We start from the raw sequence: 16,089 nt of genomic DNA, 5'->3' as shown, positions 1-16,089 counted from the left end.
ATATTTGTGGTGGCACGGGCGTAGCCCGGATGAAGGCGCGCAGCGCCGGAATCCGGGGTTAGGGGGGCGCCTGTTCCCGGATTCCGCTGCGCTTCATCCGGGCTACTGTGGGTTGTGTTTGGGGGCCGGCGTTACAGGCGATTGGCCAGCCTTTTCGCCTGCGGGGCAGGCTCCTACGGGATATCGGGGCGGGGGTTACAGCGTAGCGGTGACCTCTTCGCAGTCGATTTCCACGCCCAGTTCGTCGGCGATTTCGTCCAGTTCGTCGCGCAGGCCGTCCAGGTCCATATCCTCGGCCACGCTGATGGTGCACTCAGCGGTAAACAGAGGCTCGCCGCTCCAGGGGGTGCTGTCGTAACCGGTTTCCAGCTGCTCCATGTTCAACTGGCGCGCGGCCAGTGCGCGGGAGATTTCGCGCACGATGCCGGGGCGGTCGTTGCCCACCAGCTTGAGGCGGATGGTCTGTTGCGGGCCGGCGGCCAGGGTGCTGGTGTCCTCGACCTGGAGTTTGTAGCCCTCGGCTGCCAGCGCCGACAGTGCGTCCCTGAGCCCCTGGGCGGCCTCGCCGGCAACGCTGACCCGCAGTATGCCGGCGAACTTGCCGGCGAAATGCGCCATGCGGCTGTCTTCCCAGTTGCCGCCGTTTTCGGCCACCACGGCGGAGAGCCTTTCCACCACGCCGGGCTTGTCGTCGCTGATCAGGGAGATTACGAGGTGCTGTTGCATTGAGTGTTCCTTTGCTGCGGAAGTCGCGGTTACACTGCATTGTAGCCACTGGCGGCCCGCCTGATAACAGCCGCGCAAGGCTGACGGGGCGCCGCCAACCGGATAACGTCGGGAGGTCCGATCATGAAAGTCCATGCCGATCTGTGTGTCATTCCCATCGGCGCCGGAGTCTCGGTTGGCGAATATATCGCCGAGTGCCAGAAAGTGTTGGAAGAGGCGGGGCTGTCGCATCACATGCACGCCTACGGCACCAATATCGAGGGCGAGTGGGATGCGGTGATGGCGGCGGTGAAGCGTTGCCATGAACGGGTGCATGCCCTGGGGGCGCCGCGTATCAGTACCAGCCTGAAATTGGGAACTCGCACCGATCGCGAACAGTCTTTACAGGATAAGATCGACAGCGTTGAATCCAGATTGGACCAATAAAAACTCACAGGAGGAAAGAAGAATGAATATCAGACAACTGTTGGCCGCACTGGCCTGTACGACCACCCTGGCCGCCTGCTCCCCGCAGGAGGGCGATGTTGCCAAGGACACCGCGGCCGAAACGGGGAGCGACGTCACCGAAGGGGCCGTCCAGGATGCAGCGGGGGATACCGCTGGGGATGCCGCGGCCGCTGGCGAGGCTGTGGACCTGCAATCGGTAATTGCCGGGCCGCAACGCACCGCGGACTACGCGAAGCGGGATCAGTACCGCCACCCGGCGGAGACGCTCGAGTTTCTCGGCATCGAGCCGGGTATGGCGGTGGTGGAGATCGCCCCCGGCGGCGGTTGGTACACCGAGATCCTGGCGCCTTACCTGAAAGAACAGGGCACTTTCTACGCGGCGCACTTTCCGGCGGACAGCGAGGCGGAGTACTACCAGCGCTCGCTGAAAAACTTCAAGGAGAAGATGGCGGCCGACCGGGAGAGCTACGGCAAGGTGACCCTGACCGAGTTCGACCCGGCCTCGGGCGTGAAGGTGGCCCCGGACGGTAGCGCCGATGCAGTGGTCACTTTCCGCAATGTGCACAACTGGATGCGTGGCGACAACGAGCAGAAGGCGTTCAATCAGTTTTTCGCTGCCCTCAAGCCCGGCGGTGTGCTGGGTGTCGTTGAGCACCGCGCCAAGCCCGGCACCAGTCGCGAGGTAATGATCGAGAGCGGCTACGTGACCCAGGACCATGTGATCGAGGTGGCGAAGAAGGCTGGCTTTGAGCTGGAGGAGAGCAGTGAGATCAATGCCAACCCGAAAGACACTGCCGATCACCCCAAAGGCGTCTGGACCCTGCCGCCGACCCTGGCACTGAAAGACAAGGACCGGGAGAAGTACCTGGCCATCGGCGAGAGCGACCGTATGACGCTGCGTTTCCGCAAACCCGCGGCCAGTGAGCAGTAGGCAGTGAGCCTGTAGCCCGGATGGAGGCGCGTAGCGCCGGAATCCGGGATTCCGGTGCCTAGCCGCATCCTATCCCGGATTCCGCTGCGCTTCATCCGGGCTACGCCTGGCGCTCGGCGATCCCAGGCATTCCCGCAAATATTGTTGTAAAGCAGTCATATGATCATCCCTTCAAACCAACTGGATCCCGATACCCTGCAGAACCTGCTGGAGGAGTACGCCACCCGCGACGGCACCGATTACGGTGAGCGGGAGGTGAGCCTCGGGGACAAGGTGGCCAGCCTGCGGCGGCAGCTGCAGGCCGGCGATGTGGTGATCTGGTTCGAGCCCGGCGAGGAATCGGTCAACCTGGTGTTGGCGGAGGACCTGCCGGACGATGCCTGATTTCCTGCGCGATACGCCCGCCGACCGTGTGCGGGCGCGTTTCCTGTTTGCCCACGGCGCCGGCGCGCCCATGGACAGCGAGTTCATGGACGCCATCAGCGCCGGCCTCTGCGGACGCGGTATCGAGGTACTGCGCTTCGAGTTCCCGTATATGGCCCAGCGCCGCAGCGGCGGCAGCCGGCGCCCGCCGAATCCGATGCCGCAGTTGCAGGACTGTTTCCGCGAGCGGGTCGGGCAGGCGGCGGAGCCGGGTGTGCCGCTGTTTATCGGCGGCAAGTCCATGGGCGGCCGGGTGGCCAGCCTGCTGGCGGATGAGCTGTTCGGGAGCGGGGACATCGCCGGGCTGGTGTGCCTGGGCTACCCGTTCCATCCGCGCGGCAAGCCGGACAAACTGCGCACCGGGCACCTGCTGGCGCTCGAGTGCCCGGCGCTGGTGGTGCAGGGCAGCCGCGATCCGCTCGGGAATGCGGAAGAGGTGGCGGGTTACGGCCTGCCGGATTCCATCCGCAGGCACTGGCTGGAGGATGGCGACCACGATTTCAAACCCAGGCGCGCCAGTGGCTTTACCCGCGAGCAGCACTGGCAATCGGCGGTGGATGCGGTGGCGGGTTTTATCCTGCCGCCTGCAGGATCGTAATCCGCTCTTCCCCCAGCAACACCGGCTTCAGCAGCGACATCTGCGCACGCCGGTCCTCGCTGGTGTACCAGGCCTGCCAGTGCAATTCCGACTGCCAGTGCGAGAGAGTAAAGCGGCGCCGTGGATTGCCCTTCTCGGTAAAGGTCTGGCCCTCCACAAAGCCCACGGTGCGGTAGGCGTGCGTCAGTATCTTGCGCGCGGTCTCTTCGTAGGCGCTCTCCATATCCGGCGCAATCTCCCGCTCAATCAAAACGTAAATCATCCTGTTACTCTTGATCACTACTGGGGTTTGCGCCGATTCTACCGCGACCTCGCCGGTGGTCTCTATTTTCGCTGCCGGGCATATTGGCCGACTGGTGAGGCAAAGTTGCAGATGACTGGAGAGCGGAAATCCCGGAAAATGGCGCCATGAAGTCTGATCACACCCTGGATGCCCGCGGCCTGCTGTGCCCGGAGCCCGTCATGATGTTGCACGCTGCGGTACGCAAGCTCGCGCCCGGCGACGTGCTGCAGGTCCTCGCCACCGATCCCTCCACCCAGCGGGATATCCCCAAGTTCTGCCAGTTTCTGGGCTACGAGCTGGTGGATCACGCGGAGGAGAGCGACGAGTTTGTTTTCTGGATCCGGAAGGCGGAATCCTGAAACGCGCGGGCGAAGCTGGGGTTCGCCCGCGCGATGGCGCTGCCCTAGCCCTAGGGAGAACTCACCAGTGCCGCGATCGCCGCCAGAGCCTCCGGGTCCTCGGCCTTGATCTTGTTGGCGATGTTGTGCTGGAAGAAATAGCGGAAGTCCGACGCCTCCTGGGCCGGGTAGAGGCACAGGTCGCCCGGCAGCACCGGGGTGGTTTCCACTATGTCGTGATCGATCAGCATGCCGTGGATCTCACCGCTGGCATACAGCCGCCAGCTGACCACTTCCGTCAGGGTCAGGTTCTCCCGCTGCTCGTCCATAAACACCGCATGGGTGCCGATGGTATCGGGAATTTCCTGCAGTACCTCGTCGGCCTTGCTGTTCTCGTACTCGAAGTATTCCGCCGCTGTTTCCAGTTCGACGATTTTGTGGATCGGGGGCTCGTGGAAGATTTCCTCGATGCCCGGGTCGTAGTAGCCCTCGAAGCGCCCGTCGAGCGGGTCGCGGATATCCGGGCAGGGCACGATGGAGTTCAGCCAGGGAACCAGGCCGACAATTTCGCCGTTTGCCTTGAGCCCCCAGCACAGGATTTTGAGACTGTAGAGATCTGAACCGCTGGAGTTGTTGGAGTAGAGCATTTCCAAGCCATCGAGCTCCGGCGACAGGCGGATAAAGCGCTTGCTCGCAGAAGATTCGATCGGCTCGCCGGTGAAGAGGTCAACCACGTTGCTGGAGCTGTGGTCGGTCATGGAGCACCTCCTTGCAGGGCCGGTTATGGTGCAGGGCGGCGTTTTACTGCTTGTTCCCCCCTGGGGAACCCCGGATGCAGGGCGGGGCCCTTTCCGGTGTCCCTGCCACTAAAGGTATATGCAGAAGTACCGAAATACAACTGGCGTCTTAGACCCCTTGGTTATCGGTGGCGTACTTTTCATTGTTCCCGTGCGCCAAACGCGGGCTTTGAACCGGGCGGTGGCGTTGCTATAGTCCGCGCCTTTGCCACAGTGCGGAGAAGCCCTTGCCAGCCCTGCCCAGTGAATGTTGCCCGCTGACCGAACCGGCCCCCGCGGCCCGCATCGCGCGGGTGTTCGACGGTTGCTTCGGCGCGGCGGACGGCCTGAATACGCGGCTGTGCGGCGGCTTTGACGAGCCCTACTACCGCCCCGCCAGCGGGGGCCGCGGCTTTCACCGCATCGAATTCACCCGTGACTACCCGGCCAGCGCCCTGCACGAGGCGGCCCACTGGTGTGTGGCCGGCGCGGCTCGGCGGCAACAGCCGGACTACGGCTACTGGTACGCCCCGGACGGCCGCGACGAGGCGCAGCAACAGCTGTTTGAACGGGTGGAAATCAAACCCCAGGCGCTGGAGTGGATCTTCGCCCGCGCCTGCGGCCTCGGGTTCCGGGTCAGCGCCGACAACCTGGCCAGTGGCCTGGGGCCCAGCGACAGCTTCCGGCGCGCCATCTGGCAGCAGGTGCTGGGCTACTGCGACCGCGGCGTCAACGACCGCGCCCGCACCTTCGCCCTGGCACTGGCGCGGGAGTTCGATCGCCCGCAACCGTTCGACAGGGCGCTGTACCCACTGGCGGACCTGTCGTGAACAGTGAACATTTCTCTGTAGACACCGGCAGCGGCGCCACCTTCCTGGTGGATGCCTCCGTCTATATTTTCCGCTACTACTTTGCGCTGCCGCCCAACTGGCAGAGCGCTGACGGCTACGATACCGAGGCGGTGTACGGCTTCACCAATTTCCTGCTGGACCTGCTGGCGCGCCGACCGACGCATATCGCCTGCGCCTTCGACGAATCCCTCGGCAGCTGTTTCCGCAACGACTTCTACCCGGACTACAAGTGCAGCCGCGCACTGCCGGACGAGGCGCTGGCGTACCAGTTGGCGGCCTGCCGGGAGATGGCGGAGGTGCTGGGTATCGCCAGTTTTTCCAGCGACCGCTATGAAGCGGACGATATCCTCGCCAGCCTGACCCGGCTGTGCCGGCAGCAGCGGCCGATCGTCATCAGCCGCGACAAGGACCTGGGCCAGTTGCTGGACCGCGGCGCCCTGTCCCTGTGGGATTTCGCCGCGGACCACCACTCTGATGCCGCGGCCATCCGGCACAAGTTTGGTGTGCGCCCGGCGCAGATTGCCGATTACCTGGCGCTGGTGGGGGATACCAGTGACGATATTCCCGGGGTGCCCGGCGTCGGCGCCAAGACCGCCGCGGCGTTGCTGGCGGAATTCGACAGTGTCGAGGCGCTGCTGCAGGCGCCGGAGCGGGTGGCGCAACTGAAGCTGCGCGGTGCCGGTGGGCTGGCTGCAAAACTGGCCGGGCACGCCGACCAGATCGCGCTGGCAAAACGCCTCGCCTCGCTGGTGGAGGATGTCGACCTGGGGATCGCCAGCGACGGCCTGGCCTGGCGCGGTGCCGATGTGGCAGTGGCGCAGGCGCTGGCGGACGCATTCGGTATCGGTGGCCTCAAGGCTAAAATCGAACGGACTATAGAAAGTAGGGAGATGGCGTGACGGATTCCGGACTGACCATTGTCGCCGACGAAAATATTCCGGCGCTGGAAGAATACTTCGGTGATCTGGGGGAGATCCAGCGCGTAAACGGCCGCAGCCTGGGCCGCGAACAGCTGTTGCGGGCGGATATCCTGTTGGTGCGCTCGGTCACCACCGTCGATGAAAGCCTGCTCGCCGGCACACCGGTGCGCTTTGTCGGCAGCTGTACCATCGGCACCGACCACCTGGATACCGCCTGGCTGGAGCGACAGGACATCACCTGGAGCGCCGCACCCGGCTGCAACGCCAACTCGGTGGTGGAGTATGTGTTCTGTGCGCTGGCGTCGCTGGGGGCAGACTGGCGCGGGCGCAGTTTCGGCATCGTCGGTTGCGGCAATGTCGGCGGCCTGTTGCAGCGGCGTCTGCGGGAGCTGGGAATACCCTGTGCCGTTTACGATCCCTGGTTGCCGGACAATCCGGATGCGGCGGATCTGCAGCGGGTGCTGCAGCAGGACGTGATCTGCCTGCACGCGCCGCTGGTGAAGGGCGGGCCGCACCCGAGCTTGCACATGATCGGCGCCGAGCAACTGGCGCATATAAAGGACGGCGCGGTACTGATCAGTGCCGGCCGCGGCGCGGTGATCGATAATGCCGCCCTGCTGGAATTGCTGCGAAAGGGGAAACATTTCACGACGGTGCTGGATGTCTGGGAAAACGAACCGGATATCGATACCGCCCTGCTGGAGCTGGTGGACATCGGCACGCCACATATCGCGGGCTACAGCCTCGATGGCAAACTGTCCGGAACCCGCATGATCCGCGAAGCCCTGGAAAACGCGCAAATCGTAAGCGCCCCTCTGCCATCGGAAGAGAGAGCGGGAGAGAAGGGCAGCCGGGGCAAAACCCGGCTGGTGCCCGGCGCACCCGGCGGCTTCGCCGCCATGGCCGATCTGCTATTGCAAATCTACGATCCGCGCAACGACGACCGGCGCCTGCGCAACGCGGTGGCTGGAGAAATCCCCATGGCCCAGTCCTTCGACCGGCTCCGTCGCGACTACCCGCAGCGGCTGGAGTTCTGCCACTTTTCAATCGCCGGGAATGCGCTGGATGCGGCCGGGCGGCGACAGCTGGCGATACTGGGATTGGATTGAGCCCCGGCAAAGAGCCCCGTGCCGCAGGGTGCGCCGTGCGCACCGGAGGAGGCAGGGGTGGGTTCCGAATTTTTTCGGTGCGCGCGGCGCACCCTACCAGTGGGAGTTGAAGTGAAGCTCGCAAAACTCGGATTGGTCATCAATCCCTGGTCTGGCATCGGCGGCCCCGCGGGGCTGAAGGGGAGCGACGGAATTGAAACCGTCAAACAGGCGCTGGAAGCGGGCATTGAACCCCAATCGAACAAACGTGCCGCCATCGCATTGAATGCGCTCAAGCCATTTTCGGATCAACTGGAAATCCTCTGCTTTGCCGGTGAAATGGGGGAAAACCTGGCTTTGGAGCTGGGTTTTGCCGTCACGGTGCTGGGCAGGGCTGCCACCGATCCATCGACGCCGGCCGACAGCGAGCGCGCCGCACAGGCGATCCGCGATGCCGGCGCCGACCTGATTGTGTTTGCCGGCGGCGACGGCACCGCACGCAATATGGTCAATGCCCTCGGCGACGCCTTCCCGGTGTTGGGTATTCCCGCCGGGGTAAAAATGCACTCGGCCTGTTTCGCCATTTCCCCAAAGGCCGGCGGCGAAGTGCTGCGACGCCTGATGGCCGGGCAGCTGGTGGACCTGCGCGAGCGGGAAGTGCGGGATATCGACGAGAACTCCTTCCGCGAGGGCCGCGTCAGCACGCGTCACTACGGCGAACTGCTGGTGCCGGAGGAGGGCCACTTCCTGCAGGCGGTCAAGAATGCCGGGCGCGAGGTGGAAGAGCTGGCAGTAGCCGATATCGCCGCCGGGGTGATCGAGGAGCTGGAACCGGACACTCTCTATATCGTCGGCCCCGGTTCCACCACCCTGGCGGTGCTGGAGGAGCTGGGCTGTGACGGCACCCTGCTGGGAGTGGACCTGTTGCGCGACGGGCAACTGGTCGCGACCGACGTCAATGCACCGGAAATCGAACAGGCCGTTGCCGCACACGGCGGCCCGGTAAAAATCCTGCTGACCGCCATCGGCGGCCAGGGGCACCTGATCGGCCGCGGCAACCAGCAGTTTTCCCCCAAAGTGTTGCGCGATGTCGGGCGGGACAACCTGGTCGTCATCGCCACCAAGACCAAAATCACCGAACTCGGCGGCCGGCCGCTGCTGGTGGACAGCGGCGATGCGGAACTGGATGCGCAGTGGAGCGGTTTTATCCGCGTGGTCACCGGTTACCGGGACGAGATTCTCTACCCGCTCAGCAATGGCGACACGCCGTAGTGTGCGCAAATTTGGAATGGCATGATGAACTGGAACTCCCTGCTGGCGCAGGTGGAAGCAAAACTCGGTGACGGCAGCAGCGACAGCCGCCGCCTGTTTCACGGCCGTGGCCGCACATACGAAGGATTGGAACAGGTCTGTGTGGACCGGTTCTATCCCGTGCTGCTGGTGACTTTCTTCGCGGAGCACGAGGGTGAGGATGCACTCTGCGAGCAGCTCTGGCGGCTGGCGGAGCCTCGCGGCTATCTCGGTATTGCCGCCCAGCGACGCTACCGGCAGGGCGCGCCGATCGAGTGGCCCTGCGGCCAGCCGGTGGCGGCGCCGGTGGCGCGCCGCGGTGCACTGCGTTTCCCCCTGACATTCGAGCGCCAGAATGTGGGTTTCTTCCTGGATATCGAACCCGGGCGCCGCTGGCTGGAGGCGCAGGTGCGGGCCCACGCGGGTACGGAAAACCTGAAACTGTTGAACCTGTTTGCGTTTACCTGCGCCTTCTCGGCCATCGCCCGCGCCGCCGGCGAGCTGGACATTATCAATGTCGATGTCAATCGCGGCGTGCTCAACCGCGGTCGCGAAAACCATACCTTCAACAGCCTGCCCCTGAAGGGCATCAAGTTCCTGAAACTGGATGCGCTGCGCGATTTCGGCCGCTTCGACCGCCGCGGTCCTTTCCAGCTGGCGGTGGTCGACCCGCCCACGCGACAGAAGGGACGCTTCGATGTCAGTGAGAATTACGGCAAATTGTTGCAGTTGCTGCCGCGGTGCCTGGCGGACGAGGCGGAACTGCTGATGGTGATGAACTCACCGGCGCACAGCGAGGCGCATTTTCGCGCGTTGATCGAGGGGGCGGATGGCGGCTTCAGGGTGGTGGCGCGGTTGCCGCAGAGCCCGGATTTCCCGGACCGGGATCCGGATGCGGCGCTGAAAATGCTGCATGTGAGTTTTCGCCGGTAATCTCCGGGTGCCTCGGGGATCGGCAGAGGTTACAGCGCCGCGAATTCCCGCATCAGCCGCTCCATCAATTCCTGTATCTGCGGTGAGGAACCGCCGCGCACTGTCTCGTCCAGCAGCTGCGCATTGCTGTGCCCGGATTCGGTCTTGGCGATCAGCAGTAGAAAACTGCGGTGGCTCAGCGCCGCTTCCTCCACCGCCTCCTGGCGCACCAGTTGGGTGAAGTGAATATAGCCGCACTGTTTCAGCCAGCTCATGGCGCCCAGGCAGGCCAGGTGGCGCGGGGAGTGCAGGCCGAATTCGTCCGGGGTGTCCGGGCCGGCGATATCCTCCACGTAGACGGTGGCCGGTGCCGGGAACTGGTTGAACAGCGCCAGCAGGGTCCTGCCGGCGTCGCGGTAAAAATCGTGGATATGCAGATCGTCGAGCATGATACGGCTTACGGTATTTTTTATCGCTTTCTCTATTGGGCGTTATTGGGAGTAGCGCTCCAGGAAGTGCCCCAGGCGGCCGATGGCGTGGGACAGGTCGTCTTCCCGCGGCAGGAAGACGATGCGCATATGGTCCGGCGCATCCCAGTGGAAGCCGCGGCCGTGTACCAGCAACACTTTCTCCTGGCGCAGGAAGTCCAGCACCAGCTGCTCGTCGTCCCGTATTTTGTGGTGGTCCAGGTTCAGTTTGGGGAACAGGTAGATGGCGCCCTGGGGTTTGACGCAGCTGACACCGGGGATGTCGTTCAGCATGCGGTGGGCCAGGTCGCGCTGCTGGCGCAGGCGCCCGCCGGGAAGCACCAGGTCCTGGATACTCTGGTAGCCGCCGAGTGCCGTCTGCACCGCGAACATGGCCGGCACATTGCTGCACAGGCGCATCGACGACAGTATCTCCATGCCCTCGATAAAGCCCCTGGCGCGGTGCTTGGCGCCGGTCACGGTCATCCAGCCGGAGCGGAACCCCGCCAGTCGGTAGGATTTGGACAGGCCGTTGAAACTCAGGCAGAGCACGTCCTCGGCCAGCTTTGCCATGGGGGTGAACTCGGCATCGTCGTAGAGGATCTTGCTGTAGATCTCGTCGGCAAAGATCACCAGGTCGTGCTGGCGCGCGACCTCCACGATCTCCTCCAGCAGCGCGCGGGGGTAGACGGCACCGGTGGGGTTGTTGGGGTTGATCACGACGATACCGCGGGTGCGCGGCGTGATCCTGGCCTTGATATCGTCGATATCCGGCAGCCAGCCGGCCTCTTCGTCACAGCGGTACATGACCGGGTGGCCGCCGGTGAGGTTGGTGGCCGCCGTCCACAGCGGGTAGTTGGGCATCGGCAGCAGCACTTCGTCGCCGGTGTTCAGCAGCGCCTGGGTGGCCATCGCAATCAGTTCGGAAACGCCGTTGCCGAGGTAGATATCATCGATATCGACGCCGGGAATGCCCAGTGTCTGCGACTCCTGCATAATGGCCTTGCGCGCAGCGAACAGGCCCTTGGATTCCACATAGCCCTGGGCGTGGGACAGGTTGTGAATGACATCCTGGATGATCTCGTCGGGGGCGCCGAAGCCGAAGGGGGCCGGGTTGCCGATATTCAGCTTGAGAATACGGTGGCCTTCCTCTTCCATACGCGCGGCCTGTGCCATGACCGGGCCGCGGATTTCATAGCAGACGCCGTGGAGTTTTTCCGACTTGAGAATGTCCTTCATGGTGTGAATCCTGGGGCACCGCGGGAGCGCCGGGTGCAGGTCCGGTCCGCTTCCACAGGGTGGCGTTTAAATTAAGGAGCAAGAGTATGTCAAAAGAAAAAGACGATAACTACTGGCGCGATAAGCTGACCCCGGAAGAATTCCAGGTTTGCCGGGAGGCGGGCACCGAGCGCCCTTTCAGCGGCGAGTACTGGGATGTCTTCGAGGACGGCTCCTACCGCTGCCGCTGCTGTGGCGAAGTGTTGTTCCAGTCCGATTCCAAATTCGAGTCGGGCTGTGGCTGGCCCAGTTTCGATACGGTGGCGCGCGAGAGTGCCGTGGAGGAGAAGCCGGACAACAGCCTGGGCATGCGCCGCACGGAAATCCTCTGTGCCAATTGTGGCTGCCACCTGGGGCACGTTTTCCCCGACGGCCCCACCGAGACAGGATTGCGCTACTGTGTTAATTCACTATCCGTAAAGCTGGACCCGGAAGAGGGCGATCAGGGAGCACAATGATGCAAAGCGGGGCCGCAGTCCACTGGAGCCGCTGGCTGGTGCGGGCGCAGTGGTTGCTGCTGGCCATCATATTCTGCGCCGCGCTGGCAGTGCGGCTGCAACTGGTGCATTTCGGCCCGGTATTCCAGGTGTTCCGCCTTGCGGGCCTGGCGATGCTCGGCGTGGTGCTGCTGAGTATGCCGGTGTTTATCTGGGGGCTGGTGAAGCGCCACGCGGATGCCCGCCGGGCGGCGCTCTGGGCCACGGTGCTGGGGCTGGTACCGGTGGCGGTACCGCTGATGACCATGGGGCAGGGCAACCTGAATGCGCCGCCGATCAGCGATATCTCCACCGACCTGAAGGATCCGCCGCAATACCGGGCGGTACTGTCCCTGCGGCACAGGGACGACAACAGCGCCGAGTACGCGGGGGAGGCGGTGGCGCGGCAGCAGCGCGACGCCGATATGTACGACGATATCCGACCGCTGGTGTTGTCCATGCCCGTGAGCCGTGCCACCGAGCTGGCGGCGGAGGTGGCCCGGGAGCTGGGTTGGCGGATAGTGGCCGAGGACCCGGAGCGCGGTCGCCTGGAGGCGGTGGACCGGACCCCGCTGCTGGGCCTCAGCAGCGACGTGGTGGTGCGGGTGCAGGCCGAGGGCGACGGCGCCAGGGTGGATATCCGTTCCAGTTCCCGGGTGGGCAAGGGCGACCTGGGCACCAATGCGGAGCGAATCCGCGAATTCCTCGGCGACCTCGGCGCGCGGGCCGAGGAGGTGGAGTAGCGGCCGCGCACCGCGGCGCCCCGGATTTCGTAAGTGCCTGACTTAAAAAGAAAAAAAACCGTAAAAAGTTTTCAACGAAGTGTTGACAGCCCCCCGGGTGCTACATAGAATGCGCCCCACTTCTGACGCAGAGCGCAAAACAAAGCGCCGCAGCGATCAGGGGGAAGTCCGGGGTCCCCTTCGTCTAGAGGCCTAGGACACCGCCCTTTCACGGCGGTAACAGGGGTTCGACTCCCCTAGGGGACGCCACTGCGGGAATAGCTCAGTTGGTAGAGCGCAACCTTGCCAAGGTTGAGGTCGCCGGTTCGAACCCGGTTTCCCGCTCCAGTTTCTACTTCTTGTAGAGCGCGCAGACAGGCCTGCGAAAGCGCACTACAGGGAGTTGCCAGGGGAATTTCCACTGGCGATGCCACCGGCAGTGTGGCAGCATTGGTTCATCGGGGCCAAGTGCAAGTTTTCTGTCCCCATCGTCTAGAGGCCTAGGACACCGCCCTTTCACGGCGGTAACAGGGGTTCGACTCCCCTTGGGGATGCCAATACAGCCCGGCAGCGTTGCGCTGCCGGGCTTGCCAGAAAAGCGGGAATAGCTCAGTTGGTAGAGCGCAACCTTGCCAAGGTTGAGGTCGCCGGTTCGAACCCGGTTTCCCGCTCCAGAATAAAAAAGCCGCTCATCGAGCGGCTTTTTTATTTTCCGCAGTGATCTTCCCGGATTCTGCTGCGTTTCATCCGGGCTACCCGTGGGGCTGCTCCATTCCCTGCAGTCCATCCGGTTGAAATATCCCCGCCGAGCGAGTTGAATAGCGCCCTCAGTATCAGGAGGCAGTAATGACCGCAGCGCTCTCCATCCAGAATCTGGAAAAAACCTACGACAACGGCTTCCGGGCCCTGAAAGGCATCAGCTTCGAGGTACAGCCCGGGGACTTCTTCGCCCTGTTGGGCCCCAACGGCGCCGGCAAGTCCACCACCATCGGCATCATCTGCTCCCTGGTGCGCAAAACCGGCGGCAGTGTGTCCATCTTCGGAATCGATATCGACAGCAATTTCCCGGCAGCCAAACAGATGCTGGGGGTCGTGCCGCAGGAGTTCAACTTCAGCCAGTTTGAAAAGGTGTACGACATCGTCTGCACCCAGGGCGGTTTCTACGGCATGCCGCGCAACCTGGCGGAAGAGCGCACGGAAAAATACCTGAAACAGCTGGGGCTGTGGGACAAGCGCAATGTGCAGGCGCGCATGCTGTCCGGCGGCATGAAGCGCCGGTTGATGATCGCCCGCGCGCTGATCCACGAACCCAGGCTGCTGATCCTGGATGAGCCCACCGCCGGCGTGGATATCGAGCTGCGCCGCTCCATGTGGACCTTCCTCGAGGAGATCAACCGCCAGGGCACCACGATTATCCTGACCACCCACTACCTGGAAGAGGCGGAGAGCCTGTGCCGCAATATCGCCATCATCGACAAGGGCGATATCGTCGAGAACACCTCCATCAAGTCGCTGCTGAAAACCCTGAGCCGCGAGGTCTTTATTCTCGATACCGCGAACACCCTGGAAGATTGCCCGGACCTGGGCGACTTCGACGGCCGCCTGCTGGACGAACACAGCCTGGAGGTGACGGTGGAGAAGGGCCAGTCATTGACGGACCTGTTCACCAGCCTGGCCGCGCAGGAAATCACCGTAACCAGCATGCGCAACCGCGCCAATCGCCTGGAGGAGCTGTTCGTCTCCCTGCTGGCGGATGAACGTGACGCAGAGGGAGACGAGCAGTGAACACCGACGCTATCTGGACATCCTTCTCCACCATCCTGCGCCGTGAAGTGCGCCGCTTCACCCGCATCTGGCCGCAGACACTGGTGCCGCCGGTAATCACCATGTCGCTCTATTTCGTCATTTTCGGTTCGCTGATCGGCAGCCGTATCGGCCAGATGGGCGGCTTCTCCTATATGGAGTTTGTCGTGCCGGGGCTGATCATGATGGCGGTGATCACCAACTCCTACTCCAATGTGGCGTCTTCATTCTATAGCGCGAAGTTCCAGCGCAATGTCGAGGAGCTGCTGGTCTCGCCCACGCCCAATTGGATCATCATGGCCGGCTATGTGCTGGGCGGTGTGGCGCGGGGCCTGATTGTGGGGTTCGTGGTAACACTGATCGCGCTCTTTTTTACCAACCTGACGGTTCAGCATATCGGCCTGACCGTTTCCATTGTATTCCTGGCGGCGGTGCTGTTTTCCCTGGCGGGCTTTATCAACGCGATCTATGCCAACAGCTTTGACGATATCTCGATCATCCCCACATTCGTGCTGACACCACTGACCTATCTCGGCGGCGTTTTCTATTCCATCGAGTTGCTGTCGCCGTTCTTCCAGGGGTTGTCCAAGCTGAATCCGGTACTCTATATGGTGAACGCCTTCCGCTACGGTGTGTTGGGTGTGTCGGATATCAATGTGTTCTGGGCATTTGTCGGCGTGCTGGTCTTTATCGCCCTGCTGTCCGCGTGGGGCCTGCACCTGATGAGCCACGGCAAGCGCCTGCGACACTAAACCGGTATTTTCCCGGGGCTTGCAGGGTGCGCGCGGCGCACCCTACGCCGACTCCGGGTACCATTGAGGGTGACAAGTCCGATGAACCGCGAAGACTGGCAAAACCTGCCGCTGGGCAGGGAAACCACCTATGAATCCCGTTACAACCCGCAACTGCTGCACCCGATCGAGCGCGCCATTTCCCGCGCGCACCTGCAGATTGGGGAGGACGCGTTGCCGTTTTCCGGTGAGGACGAGTGGTGGGGCTTCGAGCTGTCCTGGCTGAATGCGAAAGGGTTGCCCCGGGTGGCCGTGGCGAAGTTCAGCTTCCCGGCCACCACGCCGTATATGGTGGAATCCAAGTCGTTCAAGCTGTACCTGAATTCCTTCAACCAGACCCGCTTCGACTCGGATAAGGTGGTGCGGGATATACTGGCGCGGGACCTGGGCGCAGCCGCCGGCGGCCCGGTTGCGGTCGAGCTGTTCGGGGTCGAGGATCCCGGGCTGACGGTGCAAAGGCCGCAGGGCAGCTGCCTGGATCAACTGGATATCGAGATCCGCCACTACCAGCCGGATGCGGCCCTGCTGAAGCTGGACGCCGGCGGCGAGCAGGCAGACGAGACCCTGTACAGCCACCTGCTGCGCAGCAACTGCCCGGTCACCGGCCAGCCGGACTGGGCGACGGTCTGCATCGAGTACAAGGGGCCGGCCCTGGACCGCGAGGCGCTGCTGGCCTATATCGTCTCTTTCCGCGAACACCAGGATTTTCACGAACACTGTGTAGAGCGGATATTCTGTGACCTGCAGAAACTGGCGGCATTCGATCAACTGACCGTCTGCGCGCGCTACACCCGCCGCGGCGGCCTGGATATCAATCCGCTGCGCAGTTCGCGAGCGGAAGCGAAACTGCCGGGAAGGTTCGCCCGGCAGTAGCGGGCGGCAAGGCCGCCGGTCCCGCAAAAAGCAGAAAAATTGGCGTGCATGTCACATTGGCGGGCCCTGTCTCGTCTATAGGGGGAAACCAACAGA

General features: G+C 63.4%; 20 protein-coding genes and 4 tRNA genes. 19 read left to right on the top strand and 5 right to left on the bottom strand.

Features of this window, described 5'->3' with window-relative positions; genetic code table 11:
* Window positions 1-195: 195 nt before the first annotated feature.
* Window positions 196-726, bottom strand: a complete 531-nt coding sequence (locus tag MWN76_RS16430; protein WP_250463251.1) for a glycine cleavage system transcriptional repressor — start codon at window positions 724-726, stop codon at window positions 196-198.
* A gap of 123 nt (window positions 727-849) precedes the next feature.
* Here MWN76_RS16430 and MWN76_RS16425 point away from each other — a divergent pair, with 123 nt between their 5' ends.
* From MWN76_RS16425 to MWN76_RS16410, 4 genes are all read left to right on the top strand, one after another.
* Complete coding sequence (locus MWN76_RS16425; RefSeq protein ID WP_250463249.1) at window positions 850-1,152, top strand: MTH1187 family thiamine-binding protein; 303 nt, start codon at window positions 850-852, stop codon at window positions 1,150-1,152.
* 22 nt (window positions 1,153-1,174) lie between these two features.
* Window positions 1,175-2,104: a class I SAM-dependent methyltransferase gene (locus tag MWN76_RS16420; RefSeq protein ID WP_250463247.1), complete on the top strand. Its 930-nt coding sequence runs from the start codon at window positions 1,175-1,177 to the stop codon at window positions 2,102-2,104.
* Window positions 2,105-2,263: 159 nt separating this feature from the next.
* Window positions 2,264-2,488, top strand: a complete 225-nt coding sequence (locus MWN76_RS16415; RefSeq protein ID WP_250463245.1) for a YheU family protein — start codon at window positions 2,264-2,266, stop codon at window positions 2,486-2,488.
* Entirely contained in the window at window positions 2,481-3,125 is a 645-nt protein-coding gene (locus MWN76_RS16410) for an alpha/beta family hydrolase (protein WP_250463243.1), read from the top strand. The genes MWN76_RS16415 and MWN76_RS16410 overlap by 8 nt, the downstream gene beginning before the upstream one ends.
* Here the strand turns inward: MWN76_RS16410 and MWN76_RS16405 are convergent.
* Window positions 3,100-3,387: an antibiotic biosynthesis monooxygenase family protein gene (locus MWN76_RS16405; protein ID WP_250463241.1), complete on the bottom strand. Its 288-nt coding sequence runs from the start codon at window positions 3,385-3,387 to the stop codon at window positions 3,100-3,102. The two genes, MWN76_RS16410 and MWN76_RS16405, sit on opposite strands and share 26 nt — an antisense overlap.
* A gap of 146 nt (window positions 3,388-3,533) precedes the next feature.
* On the opposite strand from MWN76_RS16405, the gene tusA reads away from it, so the two are divergent.
* On the top strand, window positions 3,534-3,767 hold the full coding sequence (tusA, locus tag MWN76_RS16400; RefSeq protein ID WP_250463240.1) for a sulfurtransferase TusA: 234 nt from the start codon (window positions 3,534-3,536) through the stop codon (window positions 3,765-3,767).
* Between the two features lie 50 nt (window positions 3,768-3,817).
* Here the strand turns inward: tusA and MWN76_RS16395 are convergent, their stop codons facing one another.
* Window positions 3,818-4,504 carry a hypothetical protein gene (locus tag MWN76_RS16395; protein WP_250463238.1) on the bottom strand — a complete coding sequence of 229 codons (687 nt, stop codon included), beginning with the start codon at window positions 4,502-4,504 and terminating at the stop codon, window positions 3,818-3,820.
* 266 nt (window positions 4,505-4,770) lie between these two features.
* Here MWN76_RS16395 and MWN76_RS16390 point away from each other — a divergent pair, with 266 nt between their 5' ends.
* From MWN76_RS16390 to MWN76_RS16370, 5 genes are all read left to right on the top strand, one after another.
* Window positions 4,771-5,352, top strand: a complete 582-nt coding sequence (locus tag MWN76_RS16390) for an elongation factor P hydroxylase (RefSeq protein WP_250463235.1) — start codon at window positions 4,771-4,773, stop codon at window positions 5,350-5,352.
* Window positions 5,349-6,272, top strand: a complete 924-nt coding sequence (locus MWN76_RS16385; protein WP_250463232.1) for a 5'-3' exonuclease — start codon at window positions 5,349-5,351, stop codon at window positions 6,270-6,272. The genes MWN76_RS16390 and MWN76_RS16385 overlap by 4 nt, the downstream gene beginning before the upstream one ends.
* Complete coding sequence (locus tag MWN76_RS16380; protein WP_250463228.1) at window positions 6,269-7,402, top strand: 4-phosphoerythronate dehydrogenase; 1,134 nt, start codon at window positions 6,269-6,271, stop codon at window positions 7,400-7,402. The genes MWN76_RS16385 and MWN76_RS16380 overlap by 4 nt, the downstream gene beginning before the upstream one ends.
* 111 nt (window positions 7,403-7,513) lie before the next feature.
* A complete protein-coding gene (locus MWN76_RS16375; protein ID WP_250463225.1) occupies window positions 7,514-8,653 on the top strand; it encodes an ATP-NAD kinase family protein in 1,140 nt (379 codons plus the stop codon).
* Window positions 8,654-8,677: 24 nt separating this feature from the next.
* On the top strand, window positions 8,678-9,604 hold the full coding sequence (locus MWN76_RS16370) for a class I SAM-dependent methyltransferase (protein WP_250463221.1): 927 nt from the start codon (window positions 8,678-8,680) through the stop codon (window positions 9,602-9,604).
* A 29-nt stretch (window positions 9,605-9,633) separates the two neighbouring features.
* On the opposite strand, the gene MWN76_RS16365 is transcribed toward MWN76_RS16370, so the two are convergent.
* Both MWN76_RS16365 and MWN76_RS16360 read right to left on the bottom strand, forming a co-directional pair.
* Entirely contained in the window at window positions 9,634-10,032 is a 399-nt protein-coding gene (locus MWN76_RS16365; protein ID WP_250463218.1) for a hypothetical protein, read from the bottom strand.
* 42 nt (window positions 10,033-10,074) lie between these two features.
* Window positions 10,075-11,289, bottom strand: a complete 1,215-nt coding sequence (locus tag MWN76_RS16360) for a pyridoxal phosphate-dependent aminotransferase (RefSeq protein ID WP_250463214.1) — start codon at window positions 11,287-11,289, stop codon at window positions 10,075-10,077.
* A gap of 86 nt (window positions 11,290-11,375) precedes the next feature.
* On the opposite strand from MWN76_RS16360, the gene msrB reads away from it, so the two are divergent.
* The 9 genes from msrB to queF all read left to right on the top strand — a co-directional run bounded on the left by msrB (window position 11,376) and on the right by queF (window position 15,993).
* Window positions 11,376-11,786 (top strand): peptide-methionine (R)-S-oxide reductase MsrB, encoded by a 411-nt coding sequence (gene msrB / locus MWN76_RS16355; protein ID WP_250463211.1) that lies wholly within the window; start codon window positions 11,376-11,378, stop codon window positions 11,784-11,786.
* On the top strand, window positions 11,783-12,547 hold the full coding sequence (locus MWN76_RS16350) for a DUF1499 domain-containing protein (RefSeq protein ID WP_250463208.1): 765 nt from the start codon (window positions 11,783-11,785) through the stop codon (window positions 12,545-12,547). The genes msrB and MWN76_RS16350 overlap by 4 nt, the downstream gene beginning before the upstream one ends.
* Window positions 12,548-12,720: 173 nt before the next feature.
* Window positions 12,721-12,796 (top strand) — tRNA-Glu (locus MWN76_RS16345).
* Window positions 12,797-12,798: 2 nt separating this feature from the next.
* Window positions 12,799-12,874: transfer RNA gene (locus MWN76_RS16340), tRNA-Gly, on the top strand.
* A 133-nt stretch (window positions 12,875-13,007) separates the two neighbouring features.
* Window positions 13,008-13,083, top strand: a tRNA-Glu gene (locus MWN76_RS16335).
* Window positions 13,084-13,124: 41 nt separating this feature from the next.
* Window positions 13,125-13,200: transfer RNA gene (locus MWN76_RS16330), tRNA-Gly, on the top strand.
* Between the two features lie 172 nt (window positions 13,201-13,372).
* Window positions 13,373-14,311 carry an ABC transporter ATP-binding protein gene (locus MWN76_RS16325; RefSeq protein WP_250463205.1) on the top strand — a complete coding sequence of 313 codons (939 nt, stop codon included), beginning with the start codon at window positions 13,373-13,375 and terminating at the stop codon, window positions 14,309-14,311.
* Window positions 14,308-15,081: an ABC transporter permease gene (locus tag MWN76_RS16320; protein WP_250463202.1), complete on the top strand. Its 774-nt coding sequence runs from the start codon at window positions 14,308-14,310 to the stop codon at window positions 15,079-15,081. The genes MWN76_RS16325 and MWN76_RS16320 overlap by 4 nt, the downstream gene beginning before the upstream one ends.
* An 81-nt stretch (window positions 15,082-15,162) precedes the next feature.
* Window positions 15,163-15,993: an NADPH-dependent 7-cyano-7-deazaguanine reductase QueF gene (gene queF, locus MWN76_RS16315; RefSeq protein WP_250463199.1), complete on the top strand. Its 831-nt coding sequence runs from the start codon at window positions 15,163-15,165 to the stop codon at window positions 15,991-15,993.
* Window positions 15,994-16,089: the final 96 nt, after the last annotated feature.

Origin of the sequence: Microbulbifer litoralis (assembly GCF_023634065.1) — a bacterium.
Taxonomy (GTDB): Bacteria; Pseudomonadota; Gammaproteobacteria; order Pseudomonadales; family Cellvibrionaceae; genus Microbulbifer; species Microbulbifer litoralis.
Note: the sequence above shows the minus strand (reverse complement) of the source record. Positions and strands in the feature narration are given on the sequence as shown.

Coding starts and splice junctions, on each gene's coding strand:
- MWN76_RS16430 (WP_250463251.1), bottom strand. CDS start 726: ATGCAACAGCACCTCGTAATCTCCCTGATCAGCGACGACAAGCCCGGC.
- MWN76_RS16425 (WP_250463249.1), top strand. CDS start 850: ATGAAAGTCCATGCCGATCTGTGTGTCATTCCCATCGGCGCCGGAGTC.
- MWN76_RS16420 (WP_250463247.1), top strand. CDS start 1,175: ATGAATATCAGACAACTGTTGGCCGCACTGGCCTGTACGACCACCCTG.
- MWN76_RS16415 (WP_250463245.1), top strand. CDS start 2,264: ATGATCATCCCTTCAAACCAACTGGATCCCGATACCCTGCAGAACCTG.
- MWN76_RS16410 (WP_250463243.1), top strand. CDS start 2,481: ATGCCTGATTTCCTGCGCGATACGCCCGCCGACCGTGTGCGGGCGCGT.
- MWN76_RS16405 (WP_250463241.1), bottom strand. CDS start 3,387: ATGATTTACGTTTTGATTGAGCGGGAGATTGCGCCGGATATGGAGAGC.
- tusA (WP_250463240.1), top strand. CDS start 3,534: ATGAAGTCTGATCACACCCTGGATGCCCGCGGCCTGCTGTGCCCGGAG.
- MWN76_RS16395 (WP_250463238.1), bottom strand. CDS start 4,504: ATGACCGACCACAGCTCCAGCAACGTGGTTGACCTCTTCACCGGCGAG.
- MWN76_RS16370 (WP_250463221.1), top strand. CDS start 8,678: ATGAACTGGAACTCCCTGCTGGCGCAGGTGGAAGCAAAACTCGGTGAC.
- MWN76_RS16365 (WP_250463218.1), bottom strand. CDS start 10,032: ATGCTCGACGATCTGCATATCCACGATTTTTACCGCGACGCCGGCAGG.
- MWN76_RS16360 (WP_250463214.1), bottom strand. CDS start 11,289: ATGAAGGACATTCTCAAGTCGGAAAAACTCCACGGCGTCTGCTATGAA.
- msrB (WP_250463211.1), top strand. CDS start 11,376: ATGTCAAAAGAAAAAGACGATAACTACTGGCGCGATAAGCTGACCCCG.
- MWN76_RS16350 (WP_250463208.1), top strand. CDS start 11,783: ATGATGCAAAGCGGGGCCGCAGTCCACTGGAGCCGCTGGCTGGTGCGG.
- MWN76_RS16325 (WP_250463205.1), top strand. CDS start 13,373: ATGACCGCAGCGCTCTCCATCCAGAATCTGGAAAAAACCTACGACAAC.
- queF (WP_250463199.1), top strand. CDS start 15,163: ATGAACCGCGAAGACTGGCAAAACCTGCCGCTGGGCAGGGAAACCACC.